Origin of the sequence: Lysobacter sp. (assembly GCF_035655815.1) — a bacterium.
Lineage (GTDB): Bacteria > Pseudomonadota > Gammaproteobacteria > Xanthomonadales > Xanthomonadaceae > Lysobacter_J.
On the sequence record NZ_DASRTS010000023.1, the window covers coordinates 1 to 21,400 of the forward strand.

22 protein-coding genes are annotated in these 21,400 nt (G+C 68.3%); 13 read left to right on the forward strand and 9 right to left on the reverse strand.

The window, feature by feature from the left end; all coding sequences use genetic code 11:
* The 5 genes from VFE83_RS05460 to VFE83_RS05480 all read left to right on the forward strand — a co-directional run.
* On the forward strand, positions 1-331 hold a 331-nt coding region (locus tag VFE83_RS05460), incomplete at its 5' end, for an SPOR domain-containing protein (protein WP_324903877.1).
* Between the two features lie 13 nt (positions 332-344).
* Positions 345-1,118 carry a CvpA family protein gene (locus tag VFE83_RS05465; RefSeq protein ID WP_324903878.1) on the forward strand — a complete coding sequence of 258 codons (774 nt, stop codon included), beginning with the start codon at positions 345-347 and terminating at the stop codon, positions 1,116-1,118.
* Between the two features lie 51 nt (positions 1,119-1,169).
* A complete protein-coding gene (gene purF / locus VFE83_RS05470; RefSeq protein WP_324903879.1) occupies positions 1,170-2,636 on the forward strand; it encodes an amidophosphoribosyltransferase in 1,467 nt (488 codons plus the stop codon).
* A gap of 1 nt (position 2,637) precedes the next feature.
* On the forward strand, positions 2,638-2,994 hold the full coding sequence (locus VFE83_RS05475; RefSeq protein WP_324903880.1) for a ribonuclease E inhibitor RraB: 357 nt from the start codon (positions 2,638-2,640) through the stop codon (positions 2,992-2,994).
* 5 nt (positions 2,995-2,999) lie between these two features.
* Complete coding sequence (locus VFE83_RS05480; protein ID WP_324903881.1) at positions 3,000-3,806, forward strand: ferritin-like domain-containing protein; 807 nt, start codon at positions 3,000-3,002, stop codon at positions 3,804-3,806.
* Here the strand turns inward: VFE83_RS05480 and VFE83_RS05485 are convergent.
* Both VFE83_RS05485 and lpxH read right to left on the reverse strand, forming a co-directional pair.
* Positions 3,803-4,387, reverse strand: coding sequence for a hypothetical protein (locus VFE83_RS05485; protein WP_324903882.1), 585 nt, complete (start codon positions 4,385-4,387; stop codon positions 3,803-3,805). The genes VFE83_RS05480 and VFE83_RS05485 overlap by 4 nt on opposite strands.
* 26 nt (positions 4,388-4,413) lie before the next feature.
* Positions 4,414-5,151, reverse strand: coding sequence for a UDP-2,3-diacylglucosamine diphosphatase (gene lpxH, locus VFE83_RS05490; RefSeq protein ID WP_324903883.1), 738 nt, complete (start codon positions 5,149-5,151; stop codon positions 4,414-4,416).
* A gap of 256 nt (positions 5,152-5,407) precedes the next feature.
* Here lpxH and gltX point away from each other — a divergent pair, with 256 nt between their 5' ends.
* From gltX to VFE83_RS05510, 4 genes are all read left to right on the forward strand, one after another.
* Entirely contained in the window at positions 5,408-6,814 is a 1,407-nt protein-coding gene (gene gltX / locus VFE83_RS05495) for a glutamate--tRNA ligase (protein WP_324903884.1), read from the forward strand.
* A 31-nt stretch (positions 6,815-6,845) separates the two neighbouring features.
* Positions 6,846-7,346: a transcriptional repressor gene (locus tag VFE83_RS05500; RefSeq protein WP_324903885.1), complete on the forward strand. Its 501-nt coding sequence runs from the start codon at positions 6,846-6,848 to the stop codon at positions 7,344-7,346.
* Between the two features lie 242 nt (positions 7,347-7,588).
* Positions 7,589-8,071 carry a hypothetical protein gene (locus VFE83_RS05505; protein ID WP_324903886.1) on the forward strand — a complete coding sequence of 161 codons (483 nt, stop codon included), beginning with the start codon at positions 7,589-7,591 and terminating at the stop codon, positions 8,069-8,071.
* A gap of 56 nt (positions 8,072-8,127) precedes the next feature.
* Positions 8,128-9,792, forward strand: coding sequence for a WG repeat-containing protein (locus tag VFE83_RS05510; protein ID WP_324903887.1), 1,665 nt, complete (start codon positions 8,128-8,130; stop codon positions 9,790-9,792).
* A gap of 55 nt (positions 9,793-9,847) precedes the next feature.
* Here VFE83_RS05510 and VFE83_RS05515 read toward each other — a convergent pair whose 3' ends face one another.
* From VFE83_RS05515 to VFE83_RS05525, 3 genes are all read right to left on the reverse strand, one after another.
* Positions 9,848-11,077, reverse strand: coding sequence for an MFS transporter (locus tag VFE83_RS05515; protein ID WP_324903888.1), 1,230 nt, complete (start codon positions 11,075-11,077; stop codon positions 9,848-9,850).
* Entirely contained in the window at positions 11,074-11,520 is a 447-nt protein-coding gene (locus tag VFE83_RS05520) for a MarR family winged helix-turn-helix transcriptional regulator (protein WP_324903889.1), read from the reverse strand. Before VFE83_RS05520 ends, VFE83_RS05515 begins: the two co-directional genes overlap by 4 nt.
* 76 nt (positions 11,521-11,596) lie before the next feature.
* Positions 11,597-13,765: a TonB-dependent receptor domain-containing protein gene (locus tag VFE83_RS05525; protein ID WP_324903890.1), complete on the reverse strand. Its 2,169-nt coding sequence runs from the start codon at positions 13,763-13,765 to the stop codon at positions 11,597-11,599.
* Between the two features lie 100 nt (positions 13,766-13,865).
* On the opposite strand from VFE83_RS05525, the gene VFE83_RS05530 reads away from it, so the two are divergent.
* Together VFE83_RS05530 and VFE83_RS05535 are read left to right on the forward strand one after the other, a co-directional pair.
* On the forward strand, positions 13,866-14,276 hold the full coding sequence (locus VFE83_RS05530; protein WP_414674694.1) for a MerC domain-containing protein: 411 nt from the start codon (positions 13,866-13,868) through the stop codon (positions 14,274-14,276).
* Between the two features lie 232 nt (positions 14,277-14,508).
* Positions 14,509-14,703 carry a 30S ribosomal protein THX gene (locus VFE83_RS05535; RefSeq protein ID WP_324903894.1) on the forward strand — a complete coding sequence of 65 codons (195 nt, stop codon included), beginning with the start codon at positions 14,509-14,511 and terminating at the stop codon, positions 14,701-14,703.
* Between the two features lie 155 nt (positions 14,704-14,858).
* On the opposite strand, the gene VFE83_RS05540 is transcribed toward VFE83_RS05535, so the two are convergent.
* On the reverse strand, positions 14,859-16,070 hold the full coding sequence (locus VFE83_RS05540) for a dipeptidase (RefSeq protein WP_324903896.1): 1,212 nt from the start codon (positions 16,068-16,070) through the stop codon (positions 14,859-14,861).
* Between the two features lie 49 nt (positions 16,071-16,119).
* Positions 16,120-17,346: an imidazolonepropionase gene (hutI, locus tag VFE83_RS05545; RefSeq protein WP_324903898.1), complete on the reverse strand. Its 1,227-nt coding sequence runs from the start codon at positions 17,344-17,346 to the stop codon at positions 16,120-16,122.
* Positions 17,347-17,441: 95 nt separating this feature from the next.
* Here hutI and VFE83_RS05550 point away from each other — a divergent pair, with 95 nt between their 5' ends.
* Positions 17,442-18,791, forward strand: coding sequence for a formimidoylglutamate deiminase (locus VFE83_RS05550; RefSeq protein ID WP_324903900.1), 1,350 nt, complete (start codon positions 17,442-17,444; stop codon positions 18,789-18,791).
* A gap of 13 nt (positions 18,792-18,804) precedes the next feature.
* Here VFE83_RS05550 and VFE83_RS05555 read toward each other — a convergent pair whose 3' ends face one another.
* Together VFE83_RS05555 and VFE83_RS05560 are read right to left on the reverse strand one after the other, a co-directional pair.
* A complete protein-coding gene (locus VFE83_RS05555; RefSeq protein WP_324904147.1) occupies positions 18,805-19,293 on the reverse strand; it encodes a methylated-DNA--[protein]-cysteine S-methyltransferase in 489 nt (162 codons plus the stop codon).
* Positions 19,294-19,301: 8 nt separating this feature from the next.
* Complete coding sequence (locus VFE83_RS05560; RefSeq protein ID WP_324903902.1) at positions 19,302-20,855, reverse strand: DNA-3-methyladenine glycosylase 2 family protein; 1,554 nt, start codon at positions 20,853-20,855, stop codon at positions 19,302-19,304.
* 3 nt (positions 20,856-20,858) lie between these two features.
* On the opposite strand from VFE83_RS05560, the gene VFE83_RS05565 reads away from it, so the two are divergent.
* Positions 20,859-21,359, forward strand: coding sequence for a protease inhibitor I42 family protein (locus VFE83_RS05565; RefSeq protein WP_324903904.1), 501 nt, complete (start codon positions 20,859-20,861; stop codon positions 21,357-21,359).
* The last annotated feature ends 41 nt before the right edge of the window (positions 21,360-21,400 follow it).

Genomic DNA, 21,400 nt, shown 5'->3' on the forward strand with positions numbered 1-21,400 from the left:
GGCCGAAAAGCCGGTAGAGAAACCGCCGGCCAAGCCGGCTGCCGCGCCCACCCAGGTCGCGACGCGCACCGCGCCGACCGCACCGGCGGCCTCGGGCACCGGATTCGCCGTTCAGCTGGGCGCGTTCGGCAGTGCCGCCGAGGCGGGGAAGCTGCGCGATCGTGCGCGCTCCGCCGGATTCAGCGCTTTCGTCGAACAGGTGCGGACCGACAAGGGCACGCTGAACCGCGTCCGCGTGGGGCCTGTCGCCAGCCGCAGCGAAGCCGACCAGCTCAAGGCGCAGGTGGCGGCGAAGCTCGGCGTGAGCGGCATCGTCCGGCCGCATCCGTAGGAATGCCCGCGCCATGACCGGCCTGGACTGGCTGCTGCTGACGATCGTCGCCGTATCGGCCCTGCTCGGGCTGATGCGCGGGTTCGTCGCCGTGGTGCTGTCGCTGCTGGCCTGGGCATTGGCGGGTGTGGCCGCGTACTGGTTTGGCGGCGACGCCGCCGTGATGCTGTCCGACGACAGCACGCCCAGCGCCGGCTGGCTCGCAGGAGGCTACGTGCTGAGTTTCGCCGGCGTCATGGTCGCGGTGACGGTGCTGAGCTGGCTGGTCCGGCGGGTACTGCAGTCGATCGGCCTGTCCGGTCTCGACCGCGCGCTGGGCCTGGCCTTCGGATTGCTGCGCGGCATGCTGTTCGCGTGCGTGCTGGTGCTGCTGATGGGCTTCACCTCGATGCCGCGCGAGCCGCAATGGCGCAGCTCGCAGACGATGCCGGTGTTCGAGCCGGGCGCGCGCTGGCTGCGCAGCCTGCTGCCGGCCGCGATGGCGCGGCAGGTGGATTTCGACGCGGGCGGCCCCATCTCGGATGAGGCCCTGCGCGGCCAGGAAAGCCGGCTGCAGCCCCTGATCGAGCACGGCGCGGCGGCGCAGGGTTCGGGCGAACTGCTGCGGGCACTGGGCAGTGCAAAGGACGGCGACATCGCCAAGCTCGTGTCGGGTGCGCAGGGCAAGGCACCGGAGAACCCGCATGCGCTGCCCGAGCCGGTGCACGACCCGGCCGACATCGACGCAGCGCCGGTCCGGCACGATCCGGCTGCCGTGGATGGCCCGGCGGCGCGCCGAACCCCCTAGCCACCGGGCGGTTTTCCGGTCCGTAATTTCTTTTCAGCAGGACAACGACCCATGTGCGGCATTCTCGGTATCGTCGGCCACAACGACGTCGCGGCGCAGCTCTACGACGGCCTGACGGTGCTGCAGCATCGCGGTCAGGACGCAGCCGGCATCGCCACGGCCAACGGCAGCAAGCTGCGCGTGCACAAGGGCAACGGCCTGGTCAGCGACGTCTTCGACGAGCAGTCGATGGCGCTGCTTGAAGGTCGTGTCGGCATCGCCCATTGCCGCTATCCCACCGCGGGCAGCGAAGGTTCCGATGAGGCGCAGCCGTTCTACGTGAACTCGCCGTTCGGCATCGCGCTGGCGCACAACGGCAACCTCATCAACACCGACGCGCTGCGTCGCGAGGTGTTCGAGCAGGACCGCCGCAACGTCAACACCGAGTCGGACTCGGAAGTGCTGCTCAACGTGTTCGCGCACGAGCTGGACACGCAGAAGGCACTGAATCCCGAGGCCGCGTTCCGCGCCATCGAGGGCGTCCATCGTCGTTGCGTCGGTGGTTTCGCCGTGGTCGCGACGGTGCTGGGCCTCGGCCTGGTGGCCTTCCGCGATCCCAACGGCATCCGTCCCCTGGTGCTGGGCAAGCGCACCAGCGGCGGGCAGGAGGAATATGCGGTGGCGTCCGAATCCGTCGCGCTGGACCTGCTCGGCTTCGAGCGCGTGCGCGACGTGCGCCCGGGCGAGGGCATCGTGGTCACGCCGCGCGGCGAGCTGTTCACGCGCCAGTGCGCCGAGCCGCGCGAGCACACGCCGTGCATCTTCGAATACGTGTACTTCGCGCGTCCGGACTCGATGATGGACGAGGTGTCGGTGCACAAGGCGCGCATGCGCATGGGCCAGAAGCTGGGCGAGAAGATCCTGCGCCTGCGTCCTGACCATGACATCGACACCGTCATCCCGATTCCCGACACGTCGCGCGACGCCGCGCTGGAAATCTCCAACGTGCTCGGCGTGAAGTACCGCGAGGGCTTCATCAAGAACCGCTACGTCGGCCGCACCTTCATCATGCCGGGGCAGGGCGAGCGCGCGAAGTCGGTGCGTCGCAAACTCAACCCGATCCCGCTGGAATTCCGCAACCGCGTGGTGCTGCTGGTCGACGACTCCATCGTGCGCGGCACCACGTCCAAGCAGATCGTGCAGATGGCCCGCGATGCGGGTGCTCGCAAGGTGTACCTGGCTTCCGCCGCGCCTGCGGTGCGCTTCCCCAACGTGTACGGCATCGACATGCCGTCGGCCGAGGAACTGGTCGCGCACGGCCGCACCGACGAGGAAGTGCAGAAGCTGCTCGGCTGCGACTGGCTGATCTACCAGGATCTCGCCGATCTGGAGGAGGCCGTGTCCGGCCCGAAGCACCGCATCGACCATTTCGATTCGTCGTGCTTCAACGGCGAGTACGTCACCGGCATCGAGCCCGGTTACTTCGAGCGCATCCAGCAGTTGCGCTCGGACGAGGCGAAGAAGACGCGGAGGGCGTGACATGCGCGAACTGCAGCGCGCGATGATCCCGGACGACGAGAACGGGGAAGTGCTCAAGCGCATGCTCGACGATGGCGACGACCTGTCGCTGGAGCGGCCCGTCGAGTTCTTCCATGTGTTCCCGGACGAGGCGGCCGCCACTGCGTTCGCCTCGGCGGCCGCGGAACGCCCATTCGTTTCGGTCGATGAACCGGAAGTCGACGAGGACGACGTGTGGGAAGTGTGCGTCGTGCGCATCATGGCGCCGTCGCATTCGGCCATCACCGCACTCGAGCGCGAACTGGGCGAACTGGCCGAAACGCACGGCGGTTTCGCGGACGGATGGGGCTGTTCGCCGGCGGATCGCGAAACCCACTGAACGCCATGCCGGGCTCGCTTTTCGACGCCGCGCGCGCGTGCCTGGACGCCGCTTCACCCGAAGCGAAAGTGACAGCGACCTTTGCTGCGGCGGAGGCCTTCGCGCGAGGCGACCTGTCGATCACCGACGACGCGCCGGGGCCTGTTCCCATCCGCATGCCGGGTCGCCCGGAGCGCCCGTTGCTGGTGCATCCGCGCGATCTGCCGCGACGCGGCTTCGGCAGCGTCGAAGGGCGTGCGGCCTTCATCCATGCCATCGCGCACATCGAGTTCAACGCGATCGACCTGGCGTGGGATGCCGCCTACCGCTTCCGCGGATTGCCGCGCGAGTTCTACGTCGACTGGGTCAACGTCGCGCACGACGAAGCGCGCCATTTCGTGATGCTGCGCGAAAGGCTGCGCGAGCACGGCCACGACTACGGCGACTTCGACGCGCACAACGGCCTGTGGGAAATGGCCGAAAAGACCGCCCACGACGGCCTGGCACGCATGGCGCTGGTGCCGCGCGTGCTGGAGGCGCGCGGGCTGGATGTCACGCCCGGAATGATCGTGAAGCTGCGCTCGCTGGGCGATGAGGCCACCGCGGACATCCTGGAGGTGATCCTGCGCGAGGAAGTGGCGCACGTCGCCGCGGGTTCGCGCTGGTTCCGCTGGTACTGCGAACGCGAAGGCGTCGACCCGCTGCCGCGTTTCCGCGAGTTGCTGGCCGAGTACGCGCGCGCCGTCCTGTACGGCCCGTTCAACCACGAGGCACGCAGCGCGGCAGGCTTTGGCGAGGACGAACTGGCGGCGCTGGAGCGCCTGGCCGGTTAGGGCGTTCCAGCGCTGCGATCGCCGTCTCCGCAGCCGGCGTCAGCGTCGCCGTCGTCGTGGAGCAGCACCAGGTCCACCACGTTCGGGGCCGCCGCGTAGGCGGTGTAGCCGTCCGCGTCAGTGAGGCTTTCATGGCGGTGCGGTGGTTGTGTGCAGAACACGATCGCGTAGGGGTGGTTCTGCACCGGCTCGCCAGTGTATTCGTCGACCACGCGGAACTGTTCGCCGAACGGGCCTTCGCCGACGCGCTCGCGCAGGAACCAGCCGGTCGGTGCAGCCGCGTCGAGTGCGAACACGTCGGTACGTCCTTCTGCGTCGGTGACACCCTGGTACACGTCCTTGGCATCGGTGACGAAGGGCAAGTCGACCACGGTGTTGGACAAGGCGTAGGGACGATTCTCCGCGCGCGCGCCGGTCCTGGTGTCGCGCAGCACGAAGCGGTAGCGGTAGGGGCCGCTGCCGATCACGCGCGCATTGTCGAAATCGTCGGTCTGCTCGGCCGCGTGCAGCGGGAATTCCGTTCGGGCCGGCTGCGCGGCGACAGGCGGGCGGGTTGTGCAGCCGCCCAGCGCCAGCGCCACAAGCACGAATGCGCCCGCCCGCCGGATCATGGCGCCAGCGCCCGCAGTTCGAACCCGTCCGCGTCTACGCGCAGCACCGAGCCCTGGTCGTACCAGTCGCCCAGCACGATGCGTTCCCGGGTGCGTCCGTCGACGTCGAGTTCGTGCACCGCGGGGCGATGGGTGTGTCCATGGATGATGCGATCCAGGCCGTAGCGGCTGAAGGTGCCTTCGACCGTCGCCGGCGAGACATCGGTGATGGATTCCATCATGCCCTGCTGTTTCAGGCCGCTCTGGTGCGCCTTGCTGGCGGCGCGCGCCTGTTGCGCGAACGCGGTGCGCGCCTGCAGCGGTTGCGAGAGGAACTGCGCCTGCCACCTCGGATCGCGCGTCTGTGCGCGGAACTGCTGATACGCCACATCGTCAGTGCACAGCAGGTCGCCGTGCATGATCAGCGTGGGCGTCCCGTAGAGCATCACCACCGCCGGATCGGGCAGGATGGTCATGCGCGCCCGGTTGGCGAATTCCTGGCCCAGCAGGAAATCGCGATTGCCGCGGATGAAATACACGGGCACGCCGCTGGTCTGCAGCGCGCTCAACTCGCGCGCGACGTATTCGCCGGCCTCGGACGGGTCGTCGTCGCCAACCCAGGCCTCGAACAGGTCGCCCAGGATGTACAGCGCGTCGCTGCGACGGGCCTCGGAGCGGACGAACTGGCCGAACAGCTCGGTGATCTGCGGCCGTTCGGCGTCGAGGTGGAGGTCGGAGATGAAGAGCGTGGTCATGGCGGGATTGTAGGGCGCCTCTTCGCCTTTCTCCTCCGGGGTCCGCTGTGCTCTCTCCCTTGAGGGGCTTTCCTCGCTCCTTCATGGAACTGTTCTCCCTCTTTGGAAAAGGAGGGCTGGGGAGGATTCGCTCCTGCGCCGGGGTGTAATCCCCCTCGATCCCCCTTTTCCAAAAGGGGGGAGGAAGAGCAGGGACGCGGGTGCTCACCCTGCCAACCCGGTAAAATCCCGCCTTTCACCTGCCAGCCGCCTTCCAATGACCTGCCGCACCCGCTTCGCCCCCAGTCCCACCGGCTACCTGCACATCGGCGGCGCGCGCACCGCGCTGTATTGCTGGCTGGAGGCGCGTCGTCGCGGCGGGCAGTTCATCCTGCGCATCGAGGACACCGACCGCGAGCGCAGCACGCAGGCGGCCATCGACGCGATCCTGCAGGCGATGGAATGGCTGGGCCTGGATTACGACGAAGGCCCGATCTACCAGACCCATCGTCTGGAGCGCTACCGCGCCGTCGCCGAGCAGATGGTCGCCGCGGGTACCGCGTACTACGCCTACGAGACCAAGGACGAGCTGGAAGCCATGCGCGAGAAGGCGATGGCCGCCGGCGAGAAGCCGCGCTACAACGGCGCTTATCGCGATCGCAACGAGGCGTACCGCGACGATCCGAACCGCGTCATCCGCTTCAAGAACCCGCTCGACGGCGTGGTGGCGTGGGAGGACAAGGTGAAGGGGCGCATCGAGATCGCCAACAGCGAACTCGACGACCTGGTGATCTTCCGTTCCGACGGCTATCCCACCTACAACTTCGCCGTGGTCGTCGACGACCTGGACATGGGCATCACCGACGTGGTGCGTGGCGACGACCACGTCAACAACACGCCGCGCCAGATCAACATCTATCGCGCGCTGGGCGCGCAGGTACCGCATTTCGCGCACCTTCCGATGATCCTCGATCCCGAGGGCGCCAAGCTCTCCAAGCGCACCGGCGCGGCCGACGTCATGCAGTACCGCGACATGGGCTACCTGCCGCACGCCCTGCTGAATTATCTGGTGCGCCTGGGCTGGTCGCATGGCGACCAGGAGATCTTCTCCATCGCCGAAATGACGCAGCTGTTCGACCTGAAGGACGTGAACGCCAAGGCTTCGCGCCTGGATCCGGCCAAGCTCGGCTGGTTGAACCAGCAGTACCTCAAGGGCGACGATCCGGCCGAAGTGGCCGAGCACCTGGAATGGCATCTGCAGGCGCAGGGCTACGACCTGTCGCAGGGCCCGAAACCGGCGGACATCGTCGTCGCACTGCGCGACCGCGTGCAGACGCTGAAGGAAATGGCCGAGCGTTCGGCGGTGTGGTTCCACCCGCTGACGCAGTACGACGATGCGGCGGTCGCCAAGCACCTGACTGCGGCTGCACGTGCGCCGCTCACGGATGCGCGCGAGCGCCTGGCGCAACTGCCGGAGTGGAGCGCGGATTCGGTGTCGCAGGCGCTGCACGCCACGGCGGAGGCGCTGGGCGTCGGCATGGGCAAGGTGGCGCAGCCTATGCGCGTGGCCATCACCGGCACCCAGGTCAGCCCGGACATCTCGCACACGGTCTACCTGGCCGGGCAGGCCGAAGCGCTGGCCCGCATCGACGCCGCCCTTGCAAAACTGCCGGCTGGGGCCTAAATCGGGGTAACCCGGCCACGGGAAATCCGCGATGAGCCAAGACCACGCCTGCACCGACCCCTCGCACCACGTCCACGATGGCGACGCCTTCGTGCAGGAGGTGGAGCGCGCGTGCGAACAGCGTGGCCTGCGGCTCACGCCGATCCGTGCGCACGCGCTGCGGCTGATCGCCGACGCAGGACGCCCCGTGAAGGCGTACGAGCTGCTCGACCAGATGAAGGCCACGCACGATGCCGCGGCGCCACCGACGGTGTATCGCGCGCTCGACTTTCTGCTGGAACACGGCTTCATCCACAAGCTCGCGTCGATCAACGCCTTCGTGGGCTGCCATCATCCCGGCGCGGCGCAGCACGCCGTGCCGTTCCTCATCTGCGATCGCTGCCAGTCCGCGACCGAGCTGGAAGACGAAGCGATCGTGGAGACGCTCGACCGTCGCGCTCGCGAGCTGGGCTTCACCCCGCAGGCCCAAACGCTGGAAGTGCACGGCCTATGCGCGCAATGCGCGACGGCGGAGAAGACCGCCAGATCGTGAGGCCATGAGGCCGCATCGTCGCGGCTCATCAAGTGGCCGAAAGACCTTGCGCCTTGTGAGTGCCGGAACGGGTCCATGTAGGACCTTTCCGATACCCGGCGATGGGCGCAAACCCCATCATGTGCAGTCGGCCCGCCGCGCCCCTCGGGGCTGCGTCCCAGCCCGGCCTTGGTCGTAACGCCGCGGCCGGCGTACGAATCGGGTCTCCTCCCACTCCCTGCACAAGACGAAAAAGACCGGCGATGGATCAACTGGAAACCCTGATCGACCTGCTCACCTGTGGCGACCTCGAACCGGACGAAGTGCGCGAGCGCGCCGCGAATGTCCGCAACGCGGCGGAAGACCCCAACCTGGACTGGCTGGACGAGCCCAGCGACGACGAACTGATGCAGGTGGCCGTGCAATTCCAGCTGACGGATTTCCTCGCGGAAGGCGATAAGGTCGACGAGCTTCACGAGTTCATCGCGGAAACGTTTGAGCCGCCGTTCCCCGAGTATCCGCATCCACCGGGCACGCGGGATTTCTCCCCCGACGACTACTTCCGCTGGCTGGACGACTATCTCGCCACGCGTGGCCCCGGCTACGAGTTGCTGCTCTGGGGCAACCAGTACGACGAAAACCTGTACGCCATCGTGGTGCGCCGCGCGGACACCGATCGCATCCTCGAACTCGCGGCCGGCCTATCGCTGGTGGTGGAGCGCTCCACGTCCCGTTCGATGACCTGATCCATCGGCGCCGCCTGCGTGCCGCGTCCGTCCGCCTCGATCGGAGCCCGAATTTCATGACGAACCTTCTCGCCGGCCGGCGCCTGTCCTGGGCGCTCGGCTTCATCCTAGTTGTGGCGGCCGTGATGCTGCTGCTCTGCCTTCCTTTCGCGACGTCCCGGGCGACCGGGGTCACGCGTGCGCAAACGCCGCAGGTGTTCGGCGTGTGCCTGCAGGGCGTCTGTGGCGTACTGGACTCGCACGGCAAGGTGGTGCGCGCATTCGACAGCAAGTACCGCAGCCTGTTCGCGACCGGCGAAGGCGACCTGCTGCTTGCCCGTAGCGAGCGCACCTGGAGCCTGGTGACCGCCGGTGGCGAGACGCGGCTGCCCGTGATCGGCGACCAGCTCTATCCATTGAAGAACGGCCTGTTCGCATTCTCGCGCGACGAAAAGATGGGCCTGCTGGACGCGGGCGCCAGGGAAATCCAGCCACCGCGCTTCGATATGGTCGAGCCGTTCCGCAATGGCGCGGCGCTCGCCTACTACGTCGGCGACCGGATGGGCGTGCTGGACGTGAAGGGGAATCAGGTGACCGGAGCGGTGTACAGCTACGTGGTGTCCGACGGCAACTCCCCGCGCTGGATCATGGCCCAGCGTGACCGCCCATGGCTCATCGACCTGGAGCAGCGGACGGAGCGACCGGCGGAGTTCCACACGATCCTGGACGAGGCGGACGGCATCATTCTGGTCAAAGACGGCGACCATGCCCGCGGACTGATCGACGCGAACGGCAAATGGTTGGTGGAGCCGCGATACGACTGGGTCAAGCTTCCCTCGTCGGGGCGCATCGCGTTCGACGACGACGAGTCCGACCTGTGTGGCTATCTGGACGGCGACGGCAAGGAACTCATTCCCGCGCAATTTGCCGAGTGCCAGCCCTTCGGAACTCGCGGGGCGTTTGTCGTGCCGGCCAATGCGGAGGAATACTGGCTGATCGACCGCGCGGGCAACTTGCAGGACGTCGCCTACGACAAGGTGCACGAGGCGGGACTGTTCGATCAGCGGTACGGGGGGCGGTTTCCCGACCTCGCCTCCGTCGGTCGCCTAGACCAAGACGGGCACAATGTCGTGTTCGGCTTGTTCGATCTGAAGGCCGGGCGCGAACTGCTCGCGCCGAAATACGGTGACATCGCTGCCATCGGCGCGGATCTGTTCCGCTTCTATCCGGCGAATGAGCAGTATTGGGCGTACTACCGTGGCGACACCAATCGCGCACCACCCGAGGGTCTGCTCGACCGCAGTGGCAAGGTGCTGATCGAACCCAGCGAATTTTCCGGCTTTCGGCTGGATGAGTCGGGGCGGTTCGTCCTGGCACGCAAGGAAGACCCGGACCAAGCCCGCAGGGACAGCACCGCGCTGTTCGATCTGCAGGGGCGGCAACTCGTCGCCGCCTACTGGCATGTCCTCGAGGTCGACTTGCGCCGCGGCCTGATCCTCGCCTACGACCTCCACGCTGAAGGTCGGTCCGGCAAGACCCTGCGTGCGGTCTTCGACCTGCAGGGCGAACCGCGTTTCATGGTGCGGCCCGACCTGTGTTACGCCGACGAACTGGTGGACGCCCAAGGCGTGCGGATCTGGCCGCCGAAGGGCGAGTCCGACCCGTGCCATCGCAGCATCCGGTATCCGCTTCCCGAATCGGCGCCTCGGTCAAAGGCGAGCCTGCCCGGAACTGCCGGGTGATTGCCCGGTGACATTCTGGCGAGCGGTTCACTGACCGCGGTGTCGGTTGCGACCATCACGCCATGGCCGGCTTCAGTGCCGGCCGGGCTTCGCGGATCGGCAGGTTCGCCACCGCTGCGGCGAGCGCCAGCACCATGTCGGCGTACCACATCCAGCTGAAATCGCCAAAGCGTTCCAGCACCACGCCGCCGATCCACGCGCCGAAGAAGCCGCCCAGCTGGTGCGACAGCAATGTCAGGCCGAACAGGGTGCCCAGATAGCGCGGTCCGAACAGCTTTCCGACCAGTCCCGCCGTGGGTGGCACCGTGGCCAGCCACGTCAGGCCCAGGCCTGCGGAGAAGATGAAGAACGTCAGCGGCGTGGGTGGCGAGACCAGATAGATCGCGATCATCGCCGCGCGGCTGGCGTACATCGCCGCGAGCAGGTACTTCATGCGGTAGCGCTGGCCCAGCCAGCCCGCGGCCAGGCTTCCACCGACGTTGAACAGCCCGATCAGTGCCAGCGACACGGCCGACACGCTGGCCGGCAGGCCGCATAACGCGATCTCGCCCGGCAGATGGGTCACCAGGAAGGCGATGTGCACACCGCAGGTAAAGAAGCCGACATGCAGCATCCAGTAGCTGCGGTCGCGCACCGCGACGCGCAGCTGTTCGCGCAGGGTCAGGCCCGCAGCGGCTGCGGAAGAGGCGTGTGATGTGGCCGCATCCTCCCTGCGCCGCAGCGGCCAGGCCAGCGGCAGGGTCATCAGCGCGGACACTGCCAGCGTCCACATCGCGGCGGCCCAGCCTGCGGCGCTGATCACCGCCTGGGTCAGCGGCGCGAACACGAACTGTCCGAACGAGCCGCCCGCGTTGATGACGCCGGCCGCCATCGAACGCTTCCCGGCTGGCATGTGTTGCGCGGTGGCGCCGATCAGGATCGAGAAACTGCCTGCACCGGCGCCGGCTGCGGTCAGCACGCCCAGCGTCAACAGCAGTCCCCACGACGAGGGCAGGGCGGGCGCCATCAGCAGGCCGACGGCCAGCAGGATGCCGCCGGCCACCAGCACGCGTGCCGGACCACGCTGGTCGGCAATCGCACCGAACACCGGCTGCACCGCACCCCACACGAACTGGCCGACCGCCAGCGCGAAGCTGATCTGCGCCACGCTCATGCCGGTGCTGTGGCCGATGGGTGCGACGAACAGCCCCATCGACTGGCGCACGCCCATGGTGATCATCAGCATCGCGGTGGCCGCCAGCACCAGCGGCCAGTAGCGGGTGGACGGGTGCTGGACGCTGCTCATGCTTCGGCTCCGGATTCGAGTTGCGCCATCGCGCGGTCCAACTGCGCATGTAGCGCGTCGACACGCGCGCGCCCGAGGCTCGCGTCGATGTGGTCCTGCGCCTTGCGCCACAACGGTTGCGCGCGCGCCAGCAGGCGCTTGCCGTTCGCGGTCACGTGTATGAGGCGCTGCCGGGCGTCGTCCTCGCTGCTGTGCAGTTCGATCCAGCCGGTCGCGACCAACGGCTTCAGGTCGCGGCTGAGGGTGGTGCGATCCATTCCGATCTCCCGTGCGAGTGCGCCGACGGTCTGTGGCGTGCGCGAGGCGCGGCGCAGGATCGAGTACTGGTTGAGGTTGATGTCCACCGCGGCGAGTTCGCGGTCGTAGCGCTGTGTCATCAGGCGCGCGAGCTTGCGCACGCGAAAGCAGGTGCAGACGCTGGCAGGAAGGTCGTGGTTCGGCATAAAGGTGTATATACACCTATTTGGGGAAAAAGAAAGCGCCGGCCGCACGGGCCGGCGCCGATCGGGGGGAAGGAGGTCAGAAGAAGGCGCGGACGCCGAATGCCACGCCGCGGCCGGGCAGGGGCGCCAGATCCTTCAGGAACGAGGTATGCGCGCGGGCTTCCTCGTCGAGCAGGTTGCTGCCGTCCAGGAAGATCTCCCACGCGTTGCCACCGGCGGTGTCGGCATGCCAGGCGACGTGCGCGTCGACCAGCGTGTAACCCGGCGTTTCGCTTTCGAACTCGGCCACGTCGTCCTGGCGCGCATACCGCACTGCGCCGAGCGACGCACGCCACTGGCCCAGTTCCCAACGCACTTCACCGCCCACGCGGCTCGGCGCGATGCGCGGCAGGTTGCCGCCGCGGGTCAGGTCGACGGTGTAGTCGTGCGTGTGGTCGCCGTGCGGAACGGAGAAGCTCAGCTCGCGCGTGCCACTGCCGTCGAGTTTGCCGCGCACGACGTCGCCGAACACGCGCAGGTCCCAGCGTCCGCTGTCGTTGTCGGCGAAGTTCCAGCCGAACTCCGCCTCGGCGCCGTTGAACTTCGCATCGTCCTGCGTCCACACGCGCACCGGGCCGTCGTGTTCCTCCACGCCGGTGTCGGCCAGGTAGATGAAATCGTCGTACTGCACGTGATACAGCGAGGCGCCCAGCTTGAAGGGACCGCCGTGCCAGTGCAGGCCCAGCTCGGCGCGATTGGCGGTTTCCAGGTCCAGGTCGGGCGAGCCCAGTTCGATGCTCGCGGTCGCGACGTGCAGGCCGTTGGAATACAGCTCTTCGGCGGTCGGCGCGCGCTGTGCGCGATCGAGGCCAAAGGACAGGTGGAAGGCCTCGTTGAGGTCCCACTTGAGCGCGGCCGACAGGCTGGTGGTGTCGAAGTCGCGGTCCGGACCGATCGCCACCGCGTCGTCGACGTCGATCTTGTTGCGGTCGAAACGCGCGCCGAGTTCCGTCTTCACCGGGCCGAAGGTGCGCTCGCCGATCCAGAACACGCCGGCGTCGCGGCCCTTGGACGGCGGCACGAAGGCCTCATCGCCGATCGCCTCGAAGTCACGCTGGCCCCACTGCACGCCGACCGCGCCATCCCAGCCCAGCAGCGGCTGGTGGACCAGTTCGACGCGGGCTTCGGTGCTGGTGTTGTCGAAGATCGTGCCCGTTTCCTCGCCTTCGTACTCGGTATGCGTGTATTCGGTGTGCGCGACCTTCGCGCGCAGCGACTTGAACACGCCCAGGTCGTCCAGCCCGCCGCGCACTTCATAGCGGTGCTGTTCCATCGCGATGGTGACCGGGCCTTCCTCGCCTTCCTCGGCTTCGGGCTCCTCACCCTCGTGTTCGTGATCCTCACCGTGCGCGTGGGTGTGACCGGGCACGCCGTAGCGCGTGTCGAACAGGCTGGCGCCCACGCCAAGGAAGCCGCGCTCGCCGATCCAGCTCATGCCCAGCGCGCCGGCATCGGTGCGCACGAAGCTGTTGGGCAGCGTGCCTTTCTCCGCCGGGTCGGGCGTCTCGCCTTCTTCGGCCATCAGCGCATCGCTTTCGGGATACCCGGGAATGTCGTAATCGCCGGTCTCGCGGTGCAGGCCGTCGATGTGGAAGACGAAGTTGCCCGACGACGACGTACCGTCCAGGCGGAACATGCCGGTCTTCTCGTCGTTGACCGTGTTGCCGCGCAGTTCGGCGCGGCCCTGCAGCGGTTGTTCGGTCACAGCCTCGGGAATGCGGCCGTCCACCACGTTGACGGCACCGCCGATGGCGCCGCTGCCGTAGAGCAGGGTCGCCGGGCCCTTCAGCACTTCGATCTGGTCGGCCAGGAACGGCTCGATGCTGACCGCGTGGTCGACGCTGACGGTGGAGACGTCGCCGGAACCCAGGCCGTCGCTCAGCACCTGCACGCGCGCACCGTCGAAGCCGCGGATGATCGGGCGGCCGACGCCGGGGCCGAAGTAGGACGACTGCACGCCCGGCAGCTTGCCGACGGTTTCGCCGAGCGAGTTGGCCTTCGCCTCGTCGAGTCGCTGGCCGGCCAGAACTTCGACCGGGCGGACGAGATCCTCGGCCGTGCCGACCAGCGGCGTGGCCTTCACCTCGACGCCGGCGAGGTCCTTGGGCTGGTGGCTGTCGTGGGCGGACGTCTGCTGGTCGTCTGCCTGGGCCGCGAGGGGGAGGGCGGCCGCCAGGGCCAGGACTAGGGGAAGGCGACGGAGCATGAGGCGCTTTGACATCGGTTCGGTTAAAGTGGGCGGCGGAATTGCTGCAATGTTATATTATAACGACGAGGGTGCCGCCACCCTCCCGAAAGTCATGTCCATGCCCCCCAACCGCCCCCGCCGCCTGCTCGACCGCATCGGTGCCTTCGGCTCGCTGCTGTGTGCGGTGCATTGCGCGCTGCTGCCGCTGGCGATCGCGATCCTGCCGTCACTGGGCGTGGCGAGCTGGCTGGGCGCGGAATTCGAGGAGGCGTTCGTGATCTTCGCGACCGGCCTCGGGCTGTTCAGCACGCTCTCGGGATACCGGCGCCACCACGCCCTGCAGGCGCTTTCACTGGTCCTGCCCGGACTGCTGGTCCTGTGGATCGGCGTCCTGTACCGGCCGCTGCACGAAAGCGTGATCCCCCACGCCATCGCCATGACCTTCGGCGGCACGCTGGTCGGGCTGGGCCATCTGGCGAACCTGCGCCTCAACCACGGACACGTGCACGACGCGACCTGCGTGCATTGATCCCACTGCTGCGCATTGGGATCAATCCCAGGATTTGCTTCGCAAATCCCGGGCCCCGGCTCTGTCCCCCAATCCCCGCCCTGCCGGGCGCCCCCTTACTAAGGGGGCTGTGTTCCAGGCAGGTTTGGGAGGCGGCCCGTGATAGACTGCGCGACCTCGCGCGCTATGCGACCGCGTATTCTCGTAACCCCCGCACCCCGGTGCGGATTTGACAGTTTTTCAGGAGCACACCATGGGTAAGGGCGACCGCAAGACCGCCAAGGGCAAGCGCTACAACTCCAGCTACGGCAATGCCCGCGGCAAGTCCGCCGTGACCAAGGCCGCCGGCACCGCCGCCGCGCCGGTCGCGAAGAAGGCGACCAAGACCGTGGCCAAAGCCCCGGCCGCCAAGAAGGTCGCGGTGAAGAAGGCCGCCACCAAGGAATAAGCGCTTTGCGCGTTCCAGCAAAGAGCCCCGCCTTGGCGGGGCTTTTGTTTTTTGTCTTGTGGCCGGTAGGGCTCTGCTCCCTCCCCTGCATGCAGGGGAGGGTTTAGGGAGGGGCCCTCACCCCGACCCTCTCCCATGGGAGAGGGGCCCAATACTCAGCGCTTCGCCGCCTTCTCCACCTGCGACCACACCCGCAGCAGGTTGCCGCCCAGGATCTTGCGGATGTCGGCATCGGAATGGCCGCGCTTCTGCAGGCCTTCGACCAGGTTCGGGTAGTCGGCGACCGAGCGCAGCTCCACCGGCAGGTTGCCGCTGACGCCGTCGAAGTCGGAGCCGATGCCGACGTGGTCCGCACCGATCAGTTTCACCGCGTAGTCGATCTGGTCCAGCACCGCATCGATGTGGGTGACCGGCATCGGGTGCGCGTCCTTCCATGCCTTCTCGAACGCTTCCTCCGACTTCGGCGGCTTGCCGGCCGCGACCAGCGCCACGCTCTCGCGCTTGAACGCCGCCGATGCATCGAAGTACGCCTGCAGGTCCGCGGCCGCCTTCGGATTGACGAAGCCGGCGCCGAACACCAGCTGCACCACGCCACCTTCGGCGGCCACGGCCTTGGCCAGTTCGTCGCTGATGTTGCGCTCGAACCCCGGCGTGAAGTGACGCATGCCCGAATGGCTGGCGATCACCGGCACGTCGGTGATGCGCAGCACGTCGCGTACGGAATCGTCCGACAGGTGCGACACGTCGACCATGATGCCCAGCCGGTTCATCTCGGCCACGACCTGCTCGCCGAACGGGCTCAGTCCGCCCCACTTCTTCTCCACCGCATACGACGAATCGCTGATGCGGTTGTTCGCGCTGTGGGCGAGGGTGATGTAGCGCACCCCACGCTGCTGGAAAGCCGCAAGCTGCTTGAGGTCGTCGCCGATCGGCGCGCCGTTCTCCATGCCCAGCGTCAGCAGCACGCGGCCGCCCTTGCGCAGTTTTTCCACGTCGCCCGGCGAGCGCAGCAGTGCGAACTTGTCCGGATGGCGCGCGGTCATCGCCTCGACGGCGTCGATCTGCGTGTGCGCGGTCTGCCACGCGGTGCCGGCCGCATCCTCGTCGGGCGAGGTGTAGATCGACATGAAGGCGACATCGAGTCCGCCCTGCCGCGCGCGCGGGTAGTCGAATTCCTTGCCCGGCGTTTCGAGGCCCAGGTCGTCCCAGTGCGAGAGCAGCTCGCCGGGCGCGTCGATGTGCGTGTCGACGATGATCGCGTCCTGCGCAAGCTTCCGCGCGGCTTCGCTCGCGGCCAGTGCGGGTGCAGCGGCCAGCGACAGCGCCACTCCGATGGCCAGCGCGCTGGAGACATAAGGAACTCGCATGCTTTCTCCCCTTGGTGAAAAGACGTATCGCAACGTGACGTTCGGATGCTCAGGTGACGCGATGGCCGCCCGCGTGCACCGAGTGCGCGAGGCGGCCGCCGAGCCAGTAACACAGCTCGGACGGGTGGTGAATGTTCCATTGCACGAAGTCCGCGCGTGCGCCCACGCGCAGCACGCCGCGGTCGTGCAGGCCCAGTGCGCGCGCGGCATTGACGGTCGCGCCACGCAGTGCTTCCTCCGGCGTCAGGCGGAAGTGCGTGCACGCCAGTTGCATCGCGTAGCGCAACGACTGCAGCGGCGACGTGCCGGGATTGCAGTCCGTGGCCACGGCCATCGGCACCCCGTGTTCGCGGAATGCGTCCAGCGGCGGCAGCCTGGTTTCGCGCAATACATGGAAGGCGCCGGGCAACAGCACGGCGACGGTGCCGCGCTCGGCCATGGCTTTCACGCTTTCGACGCTGGTGTGTTCGACGTGATCCGCGGACAGTCCATCGTAGGCCGCGGCCAGCGCGCCGCCGCCCAGGTCGCTGAGCTGGTCCGCGTGCAGCTTGACGGGCAGGTCGAGCGCGCGCGCCGCCTCGAACAGGCGCCGGGTCTGCCCGGGCGTGAAGCCGATGCCCTCGCAGAACGCATCCACCGCGTCGACCAGGCCTTCCACGTGCAGGCGCGGCAGCCACTCGATCACCGCGTCGATGTAGTCGTCGGGCCGACCGGCGTATTCGGGCGGCAATGCGTGCGCGGCAAGATAGGTGGTCTGCACCGAGATGCCCAGTTGCCCCAGCCGGCGCGCGACGCGCAGCATCTTGCGTTCGTTGTCGAAGTCCAGGCCATAGCCGGACTTGATCTCCACCGTCGTGACGCCGTCGGCGATCAGTGAATGCGCGCGCGGCAACGCCTGGCGGAGCAGTTCGCCTTCGTCGGCCGCACGAGTGGCGCGCACGGTCGAGAGGATGCCGCCACCGGCGCGCGCGATGTCCTCGTAGCTGGCACCCTGCAGGCGCACCTCGAACTCGCGCGCGCGGTCGCCCGCGAACACCAGGTGCGTGTGGCAGTCCACCAGCCCGGGCGTGATCCAGCCGCCGGTCTCGACGACCTCGCGGGCCAGACGTTGTGGCGCCACAGGCAGGTCGGCGCGGGCACCGACGAAGGTGAGCACTCCATCCTTCCAGGCCAGCGCCGCGTCGTGGATCTCCGCATAGCCCTGCGGGGCATCGAGGGTGGCCAGGCTGGCGCCGAGGATCAGTCCGTCCCAGGCCGGATGCGCGTTGGATGTCATGGCCCGATTCTAGCGGGCCCGAAGGCCGGTCCCGCCACCGGGTCGCACATGGCGATCACGTCGCCATGATCGGCGTTGCGGGAGACAATGCGCCGATGAAGACCCTCGATGCTGCAATGCTGTGGACTCCCGCCGGCTGGCGGGCCGATGCCGGATTCGATATCGACGACCACGGACGCATCGGCACGTTGAGGACCGCCGAGCCCACCGCCAGCGCCAGCTGGATCGTGCCGGGCATCGCGAACCTGCACTCGCATGCGTTCCAGCGTGCGATGGCGGGCATGGCCGAACGCCAGACCCATCCCGAGGACTCCTTCTGGACGTGGCGCGAGACGATGTACCGCTTCGCCGCGCGCTTCACGCCCGAGTTGCTGCAGGCCGTCGCCACGCAGCTTTACGCCGAGATGCTGGAAGCCGGCTACACCACCGTGTGCGAGTTCCATTACCTGCACCACGCGCCGGATGGGCGCCCGTACGACGATCCGGCGGCGATGTCGCGCGCGCTGGTCGCCGCGGCGCAGGAAGCGGGCATCCGCCTCACGCTGCTGCCGGTGCTGTACATGACCGGTGGGTTCGACGGCCGCGCACTGGGCGAGCGCCAGCGGCGCTTTGGCCACGACGTGGAGGCCTACCTGCGCTTGCTGGACACGCTGTGCGAGGAAGTCGGTCCCGGTCTGCACGTGGGCTGCGCGCTGCACAGCCTGCGCGCGGTTCCGCCGGACGCGATGCGGCAGGTGCTGCAGTCGCTGCCGCCGGCGATGCCGGTGCACATCCACATCGCCGAGCAGATCGGCGAGGTACAGGACTGCGTGGCGATCCGCAACGCGCGCCCGGTCGAATGGCTGTTGCACAACGCACAGGTCGACGCGCGCTGGACGCTGGTGCACGCCACGCACCTGACCGCCGACGAAGTCCGCGGGATTGCCGCCAGCGGCGCGACGGTGGCGATCTGCCCGACCACCGAAGCCAACCTCGGCGACGGCCTGTTCCCGCTGCGAGACTTCATCGGCGCCGGCGGGCAGTGGGGCGTCGGCTCGGATTCGCACATCTCGGTGTCGCCGGTGGAAGAACTGCGCTGGCTGGAATACGGGCAGCGCCTGGTCACGCGCCATCGCAACATCGCCGTACGAGCGCAGTCGCCCAGCGTCGGCGAAACGCTGCTGCACGACGTCGCACGCAGTGCGCGGCGTTCCAGCGGCCACGCGATCGGCACGTTCGCACCGGGCGAATACGCCGACGCGGTCGTGCTGGACACCGATGCGCCCGCCCTGTTTGGCCTAACCCAGGACGATGCGGTAGACCGCTGGATCTTCAGCGGCAATCGCAACCTGGTGCGCGACGTGCATGTCGGTGGCCGCCAGGTGGTTCAGGACGGACAGCACCTGCAGCGCGCCTCGATCGCGGCGCGCTATCGCGCGGCGATGGCGAAGCTGATGGCGGAGTAGCTCCGCAGGCGCGCTAGCCGAACAGGTCGGCCGCCCGCGGCAAGGCGCCTTCCATCCGCAGCAGGAATTCCTTGGTCGGCAGGCCGCCGCCGAACCCGGTGAGGCTGCCGTCGCTGCCGATCACGCGATGACAGGGCAACACGATGGGCAGCGGATTGCGGCCGTTGGCGGCACCCACCGCGCGCACCGCCGAAGGCCGGCCGACCTGGTTGGCGAGCTGCGCGTAGGTGATCGTCCGGCCGTACGGAATCGACGCCAGCGTGTGCCAGACGTCCATCTGGAACGGCGTGCCGCGCGGCGCCAGCGGCAGGTCGAACTCGTGGCGCTTGCCGGCGAAATACTCATGGAGCTGGTGCGCCGTCACGCGGATGGCGTCGCATTCGCCGGCCTGCCACTGTTCGCACTGCGCCATCGGATGACGTGGATTCTCGAATTCGATCAGGTGCAGGCCCGCGTCACTGCCGGCCAGCAGCAGCGCGCCGACCGGACTGTCGATGCTCATGTAACGGATCACGCGGTCGCCTCCCGTGAGGCGGCCGCGCGACGCGGCTTGCGTGTGCCGGGCTTCGGCGCGGATGTGGCCGCGGGCAGCGGCGTGGTGTCGCGCCACAGGTGGATCACGGCATAGCCGCGCCACGGGCTCCAGGCCTGCGCGCGCTGCGCCAGCGCCTTGGCCGAAAGCCGGGTCCCGTCGGCCGGCACCATCTTCTGCAGCACCAGGTCTTCGGCCGGGAAGGCGTCGGGATGGCCGAGCGCACGCAGCGCGATGTACTGCGCGGTCCACGGGCCGATGCCGGGCAGCGCCACCCAGCGCGCGGTGAAGTCGTCGAGCGTGCGTTCGGCGCGGAAATCCACGCGGCCGTCGAGCAGCGCCCGCGCCACGTTGCGCACCGTCTCGGCGCGCGCGCGGATCAGGCCGATCGACACCAGGTCGGCATCGACCAGGGCCTCCGGCGTCGGAAACAGATGCTCAAGGCCCGGCGCGAGCGGCTGCGGCAACTTCTGCCCGAAGCGTTGCGCCAGCCGCGACGCCAGCGTTCGCGCGGCCGCCACGCTGACCTGCTGGCCGATGATCGCGCGCACTGCGATCTCGAACCCGTCCCAGCCGCTGGGCAGGCGCAGGCCGGGGCGCTGCGCTACCAGGGGCGCCAGCCGTGGATCCACCGACAGCGCTTCGGCGACGGCATGCGGATCGGCGTCGAGGTCGAACATGCGACGCAGGCGCTGGACGATTTCCAGCAGCCGCGCGGGCGGTGCGCCGTGCAGTTCCAGGCGCAGCGCGTGTTCGCCGCCGGGCCATTCGCTCACGCGCAGCCAGCCGGGGTTTTCGATGGGGCCGATCACGCGCGCGTAGCTGTGTTCGTCCACCACTTCGACGCCCGGCAGCGCGCGCCCACGCAGGAAGTCGAGCATCGACGCGAAGTCGTACGGCGGGCGGTAACCCAGCCGCAGCGTCAGTGCCTGTGCGCCGTCCGGCGCCGTTTCGCGCTGCTTGCGCAGATCGCGCGGGGCCATGCGGTACGCGGTGCGGAACGCGTCGTTGAAACGCCGCAGACTGCCGAAACCCGAGGCCAGCGCGACCTCGGTGATGGGGAGCGTGGTTTCGGTCAGCAACTGCTTGGCGAACAGCAGACGCCGCGTCCCGTGCACGCCGATCGGTGCCACGCCGATGCGATCCACGAACAACCGCCGCAACTGGCGTTCGCCCAGGCCGACGCGCTGCGCCAGCTCGGTCAGCGGGTGATCGGCCAGCACGCCGTCGTCGATGAGTTTGAGCGCGCGCGCCACGGCCGCATCGCCGCGCCGCCAGCTGCCGTCGTCGGGCGAGAGCTCCGGACGGCAGCGCAGGCATGGGCGGAAACCTGCAGCCTCGGCCGCCGCGGCGTGACGGTAGTACAGGACCTTCTTCGCCGGCATGGCCGGACAGACCGGCCGGCAATAGATGCGAGTGCTCGGCACGGCGACGAAGAACAGCCCGTCGAAGCGTGCGTCGCGGGTCTTGCGGGCCTGTTCGCACAACTGCCACGGGGGCAGTGCGTCGGAATGGAGATGTTCGGCGGACATGCGGTGAGGCTAGCACCGGACCTCGGTCGCGACTCGCCGGATTCGGACATCAATGTGAGGCCGCCCGTGGTGCCTATACTCGCCTCGTTCAGGCGCGAGGACGGCTCGATGAACCGGTGGCTGGCATGTGTGGCGGCAATCCTGCTCTCGGCGTGCGCTTCGGCGCCAAGCGGGACGCGCGAGCGCGAGCTCACGACAGCCGATGCGAGCTCGGTCGTTCCGGTCCAGGTCGGCGACGTGCTGGTCGTCCGGCTGGCGGCCAACGTGAGCACCGGTTTTGCGTGGGCGTGGGACGAACCCGCGGCGGCCGGCGTGCTGGTGCAGGCTGGCGAGCCGGCGATGTCGGGCGTGGATGCCACGGGTGTGGGCAGCGGCGGCACTCAGACGTGGCGCTTCCGCATCGCGAAACCCGGGAACGCACAGCTTCGCTTGGAATATCGGCGGCCGTGGGAGCAGGGCACACCGCCGGCGCAGACCGTCAGCTGGCAGATCCAGGCGCGCTGATCAGCACTGTGCGGCGGCTTTCGTAGGAGCCAGCCTGCTGG

Bases quoted from the DNA above. Each gene is read 5' to 3' on its own strand.
- gltX (WP_324903884.1), top strand. From the start codon at position 5,408: ATGACCTGCCGCACCCGCTTCGCCCCCAGTCCCACCGGCTACCTGCAC.
- purF (WP_324903879.1), top strand. From the start codon at position 1,170: ATGTGCGGCATTCTCGGTATCGTCGGCCACAACGACGTCGCGGCGCAG.
- VFE83_RS05500 (WP_324903885.1), top strand. From the start codon at position 6,846: ATGAGCCAAGACCACGCCTGCACCGACCCCTCGCACCACGTCCACGAT.
- VFE83_RS05475 (WP_324903880.1), top strand. From the start codon at position 2,638: ATGCGCGAACTGCAGCGCGCGATGATCCCGGACGACGAGAACGGGGAA.
- lpxH (WP_324903883.1), bottom strand. From the start codon at position 5,151: ATGACCACGCTCTTCATCTCCGACCTCCACCTCGACGCCGAACGGCCG.
- VFE83_RS05480 (WP_324903881.1), top strand. From the start codon at position 3,000: ATGCCGGGCTCGCTTTTCGACGCCGCGCGCGCGTGCCTGGACGCCGCT.
- VFE83_RS05465 (WP_324903878.1), top strand. From the start codon at position 345: ATGACCGGCCTGGACTGGCTGCTGCTGACGATCGTCGCCGTATCGGCC.
- VFE83_RS05555 (WP_324904147.1), bottom strand. From the start codon at position 19,293: ATGAGCATCGACAGTCCGGTCGGCGCGCTGCTGCTGGCCGGCAGTGAC.
- VFE83_RS05560 (WP_324903902.1), bottom strand. From the start codon at position 20,855: ATGTCCGCCGAACATCTCCATTCCGACGCACTGCCCCCGTGGCAGTTG.
- hutI (WP_324903898.1), bottom strand. From the start codon at position 17,346: ATGACATCCAACGCGCATCCGGCCTGGGACGGACTGATCCTCGGCGCC.
- VFE83_RS05505 (WP_324903886.1), top strand. From the start codon at position 7,589: ATGGATCAACTGGAAACCCTGATCGACCTGCTCACCTGTGGCGACCTC.
- VFE83_RS05535 (WP_324903894.1), top strand. From the start codon at position 14,509: ATGGGTAAGGGCGACCGCAAGACCGCCAAGGGCAAGCGCTACAACTCC.
- VFE83_RS05510 (WP_324903887.1), top strand. From the start codon at position 8,128: ATGACGAACCTTCTCGCCGGCCGGCGCCTGTCCTGGGCGCTCGGCTTC.
- VFE83_RS05530 (WP_414674694.1), top strand. From the start codon at position 13,866: ATGCCCCCCAACCGCCCCCGCCGCCTGCTCGACCGCATCGGTGCCTTC.
- VFE83_RS05525 (WP_324903890.1), bottom strand. From the start codon at position 13,765: ATGCTCCGTCGCCTTCCCCTAGTCCTGGCCCTGGCGGCCGCCCTCCCC.
- VFE83_RS05550 (WP_324903900.1), top strand. From the start codon at position 17,442: ATGAAGACCCTCGATGCTGCAATGCTGTGGACTCCCGCCGGCTGGCGG.
- VFE83_RS05520 (WP_324903889.1), bottom strand. From the start codon at position 11,520: ATGCCGAACCACGACCTTCCTGCCAGCGTCTGCACCTGCTTTCGCGTG.
- VFE83_RS05540 (WP_324903896.1), bottom strand. From the start codon at position 16,070: ATGCGAGTTCCTTATGTCTCCAGCGCGCTGGCCATCGGAGTGGCGCTG.
- VFE83_RS05515 (WP_324903888.1), bottom strand. From the start codon at position 11,077: ATGAGCAGCGTCCAGCACCCGTCCACCCGCTACTGGCCGCTGGTGCTG.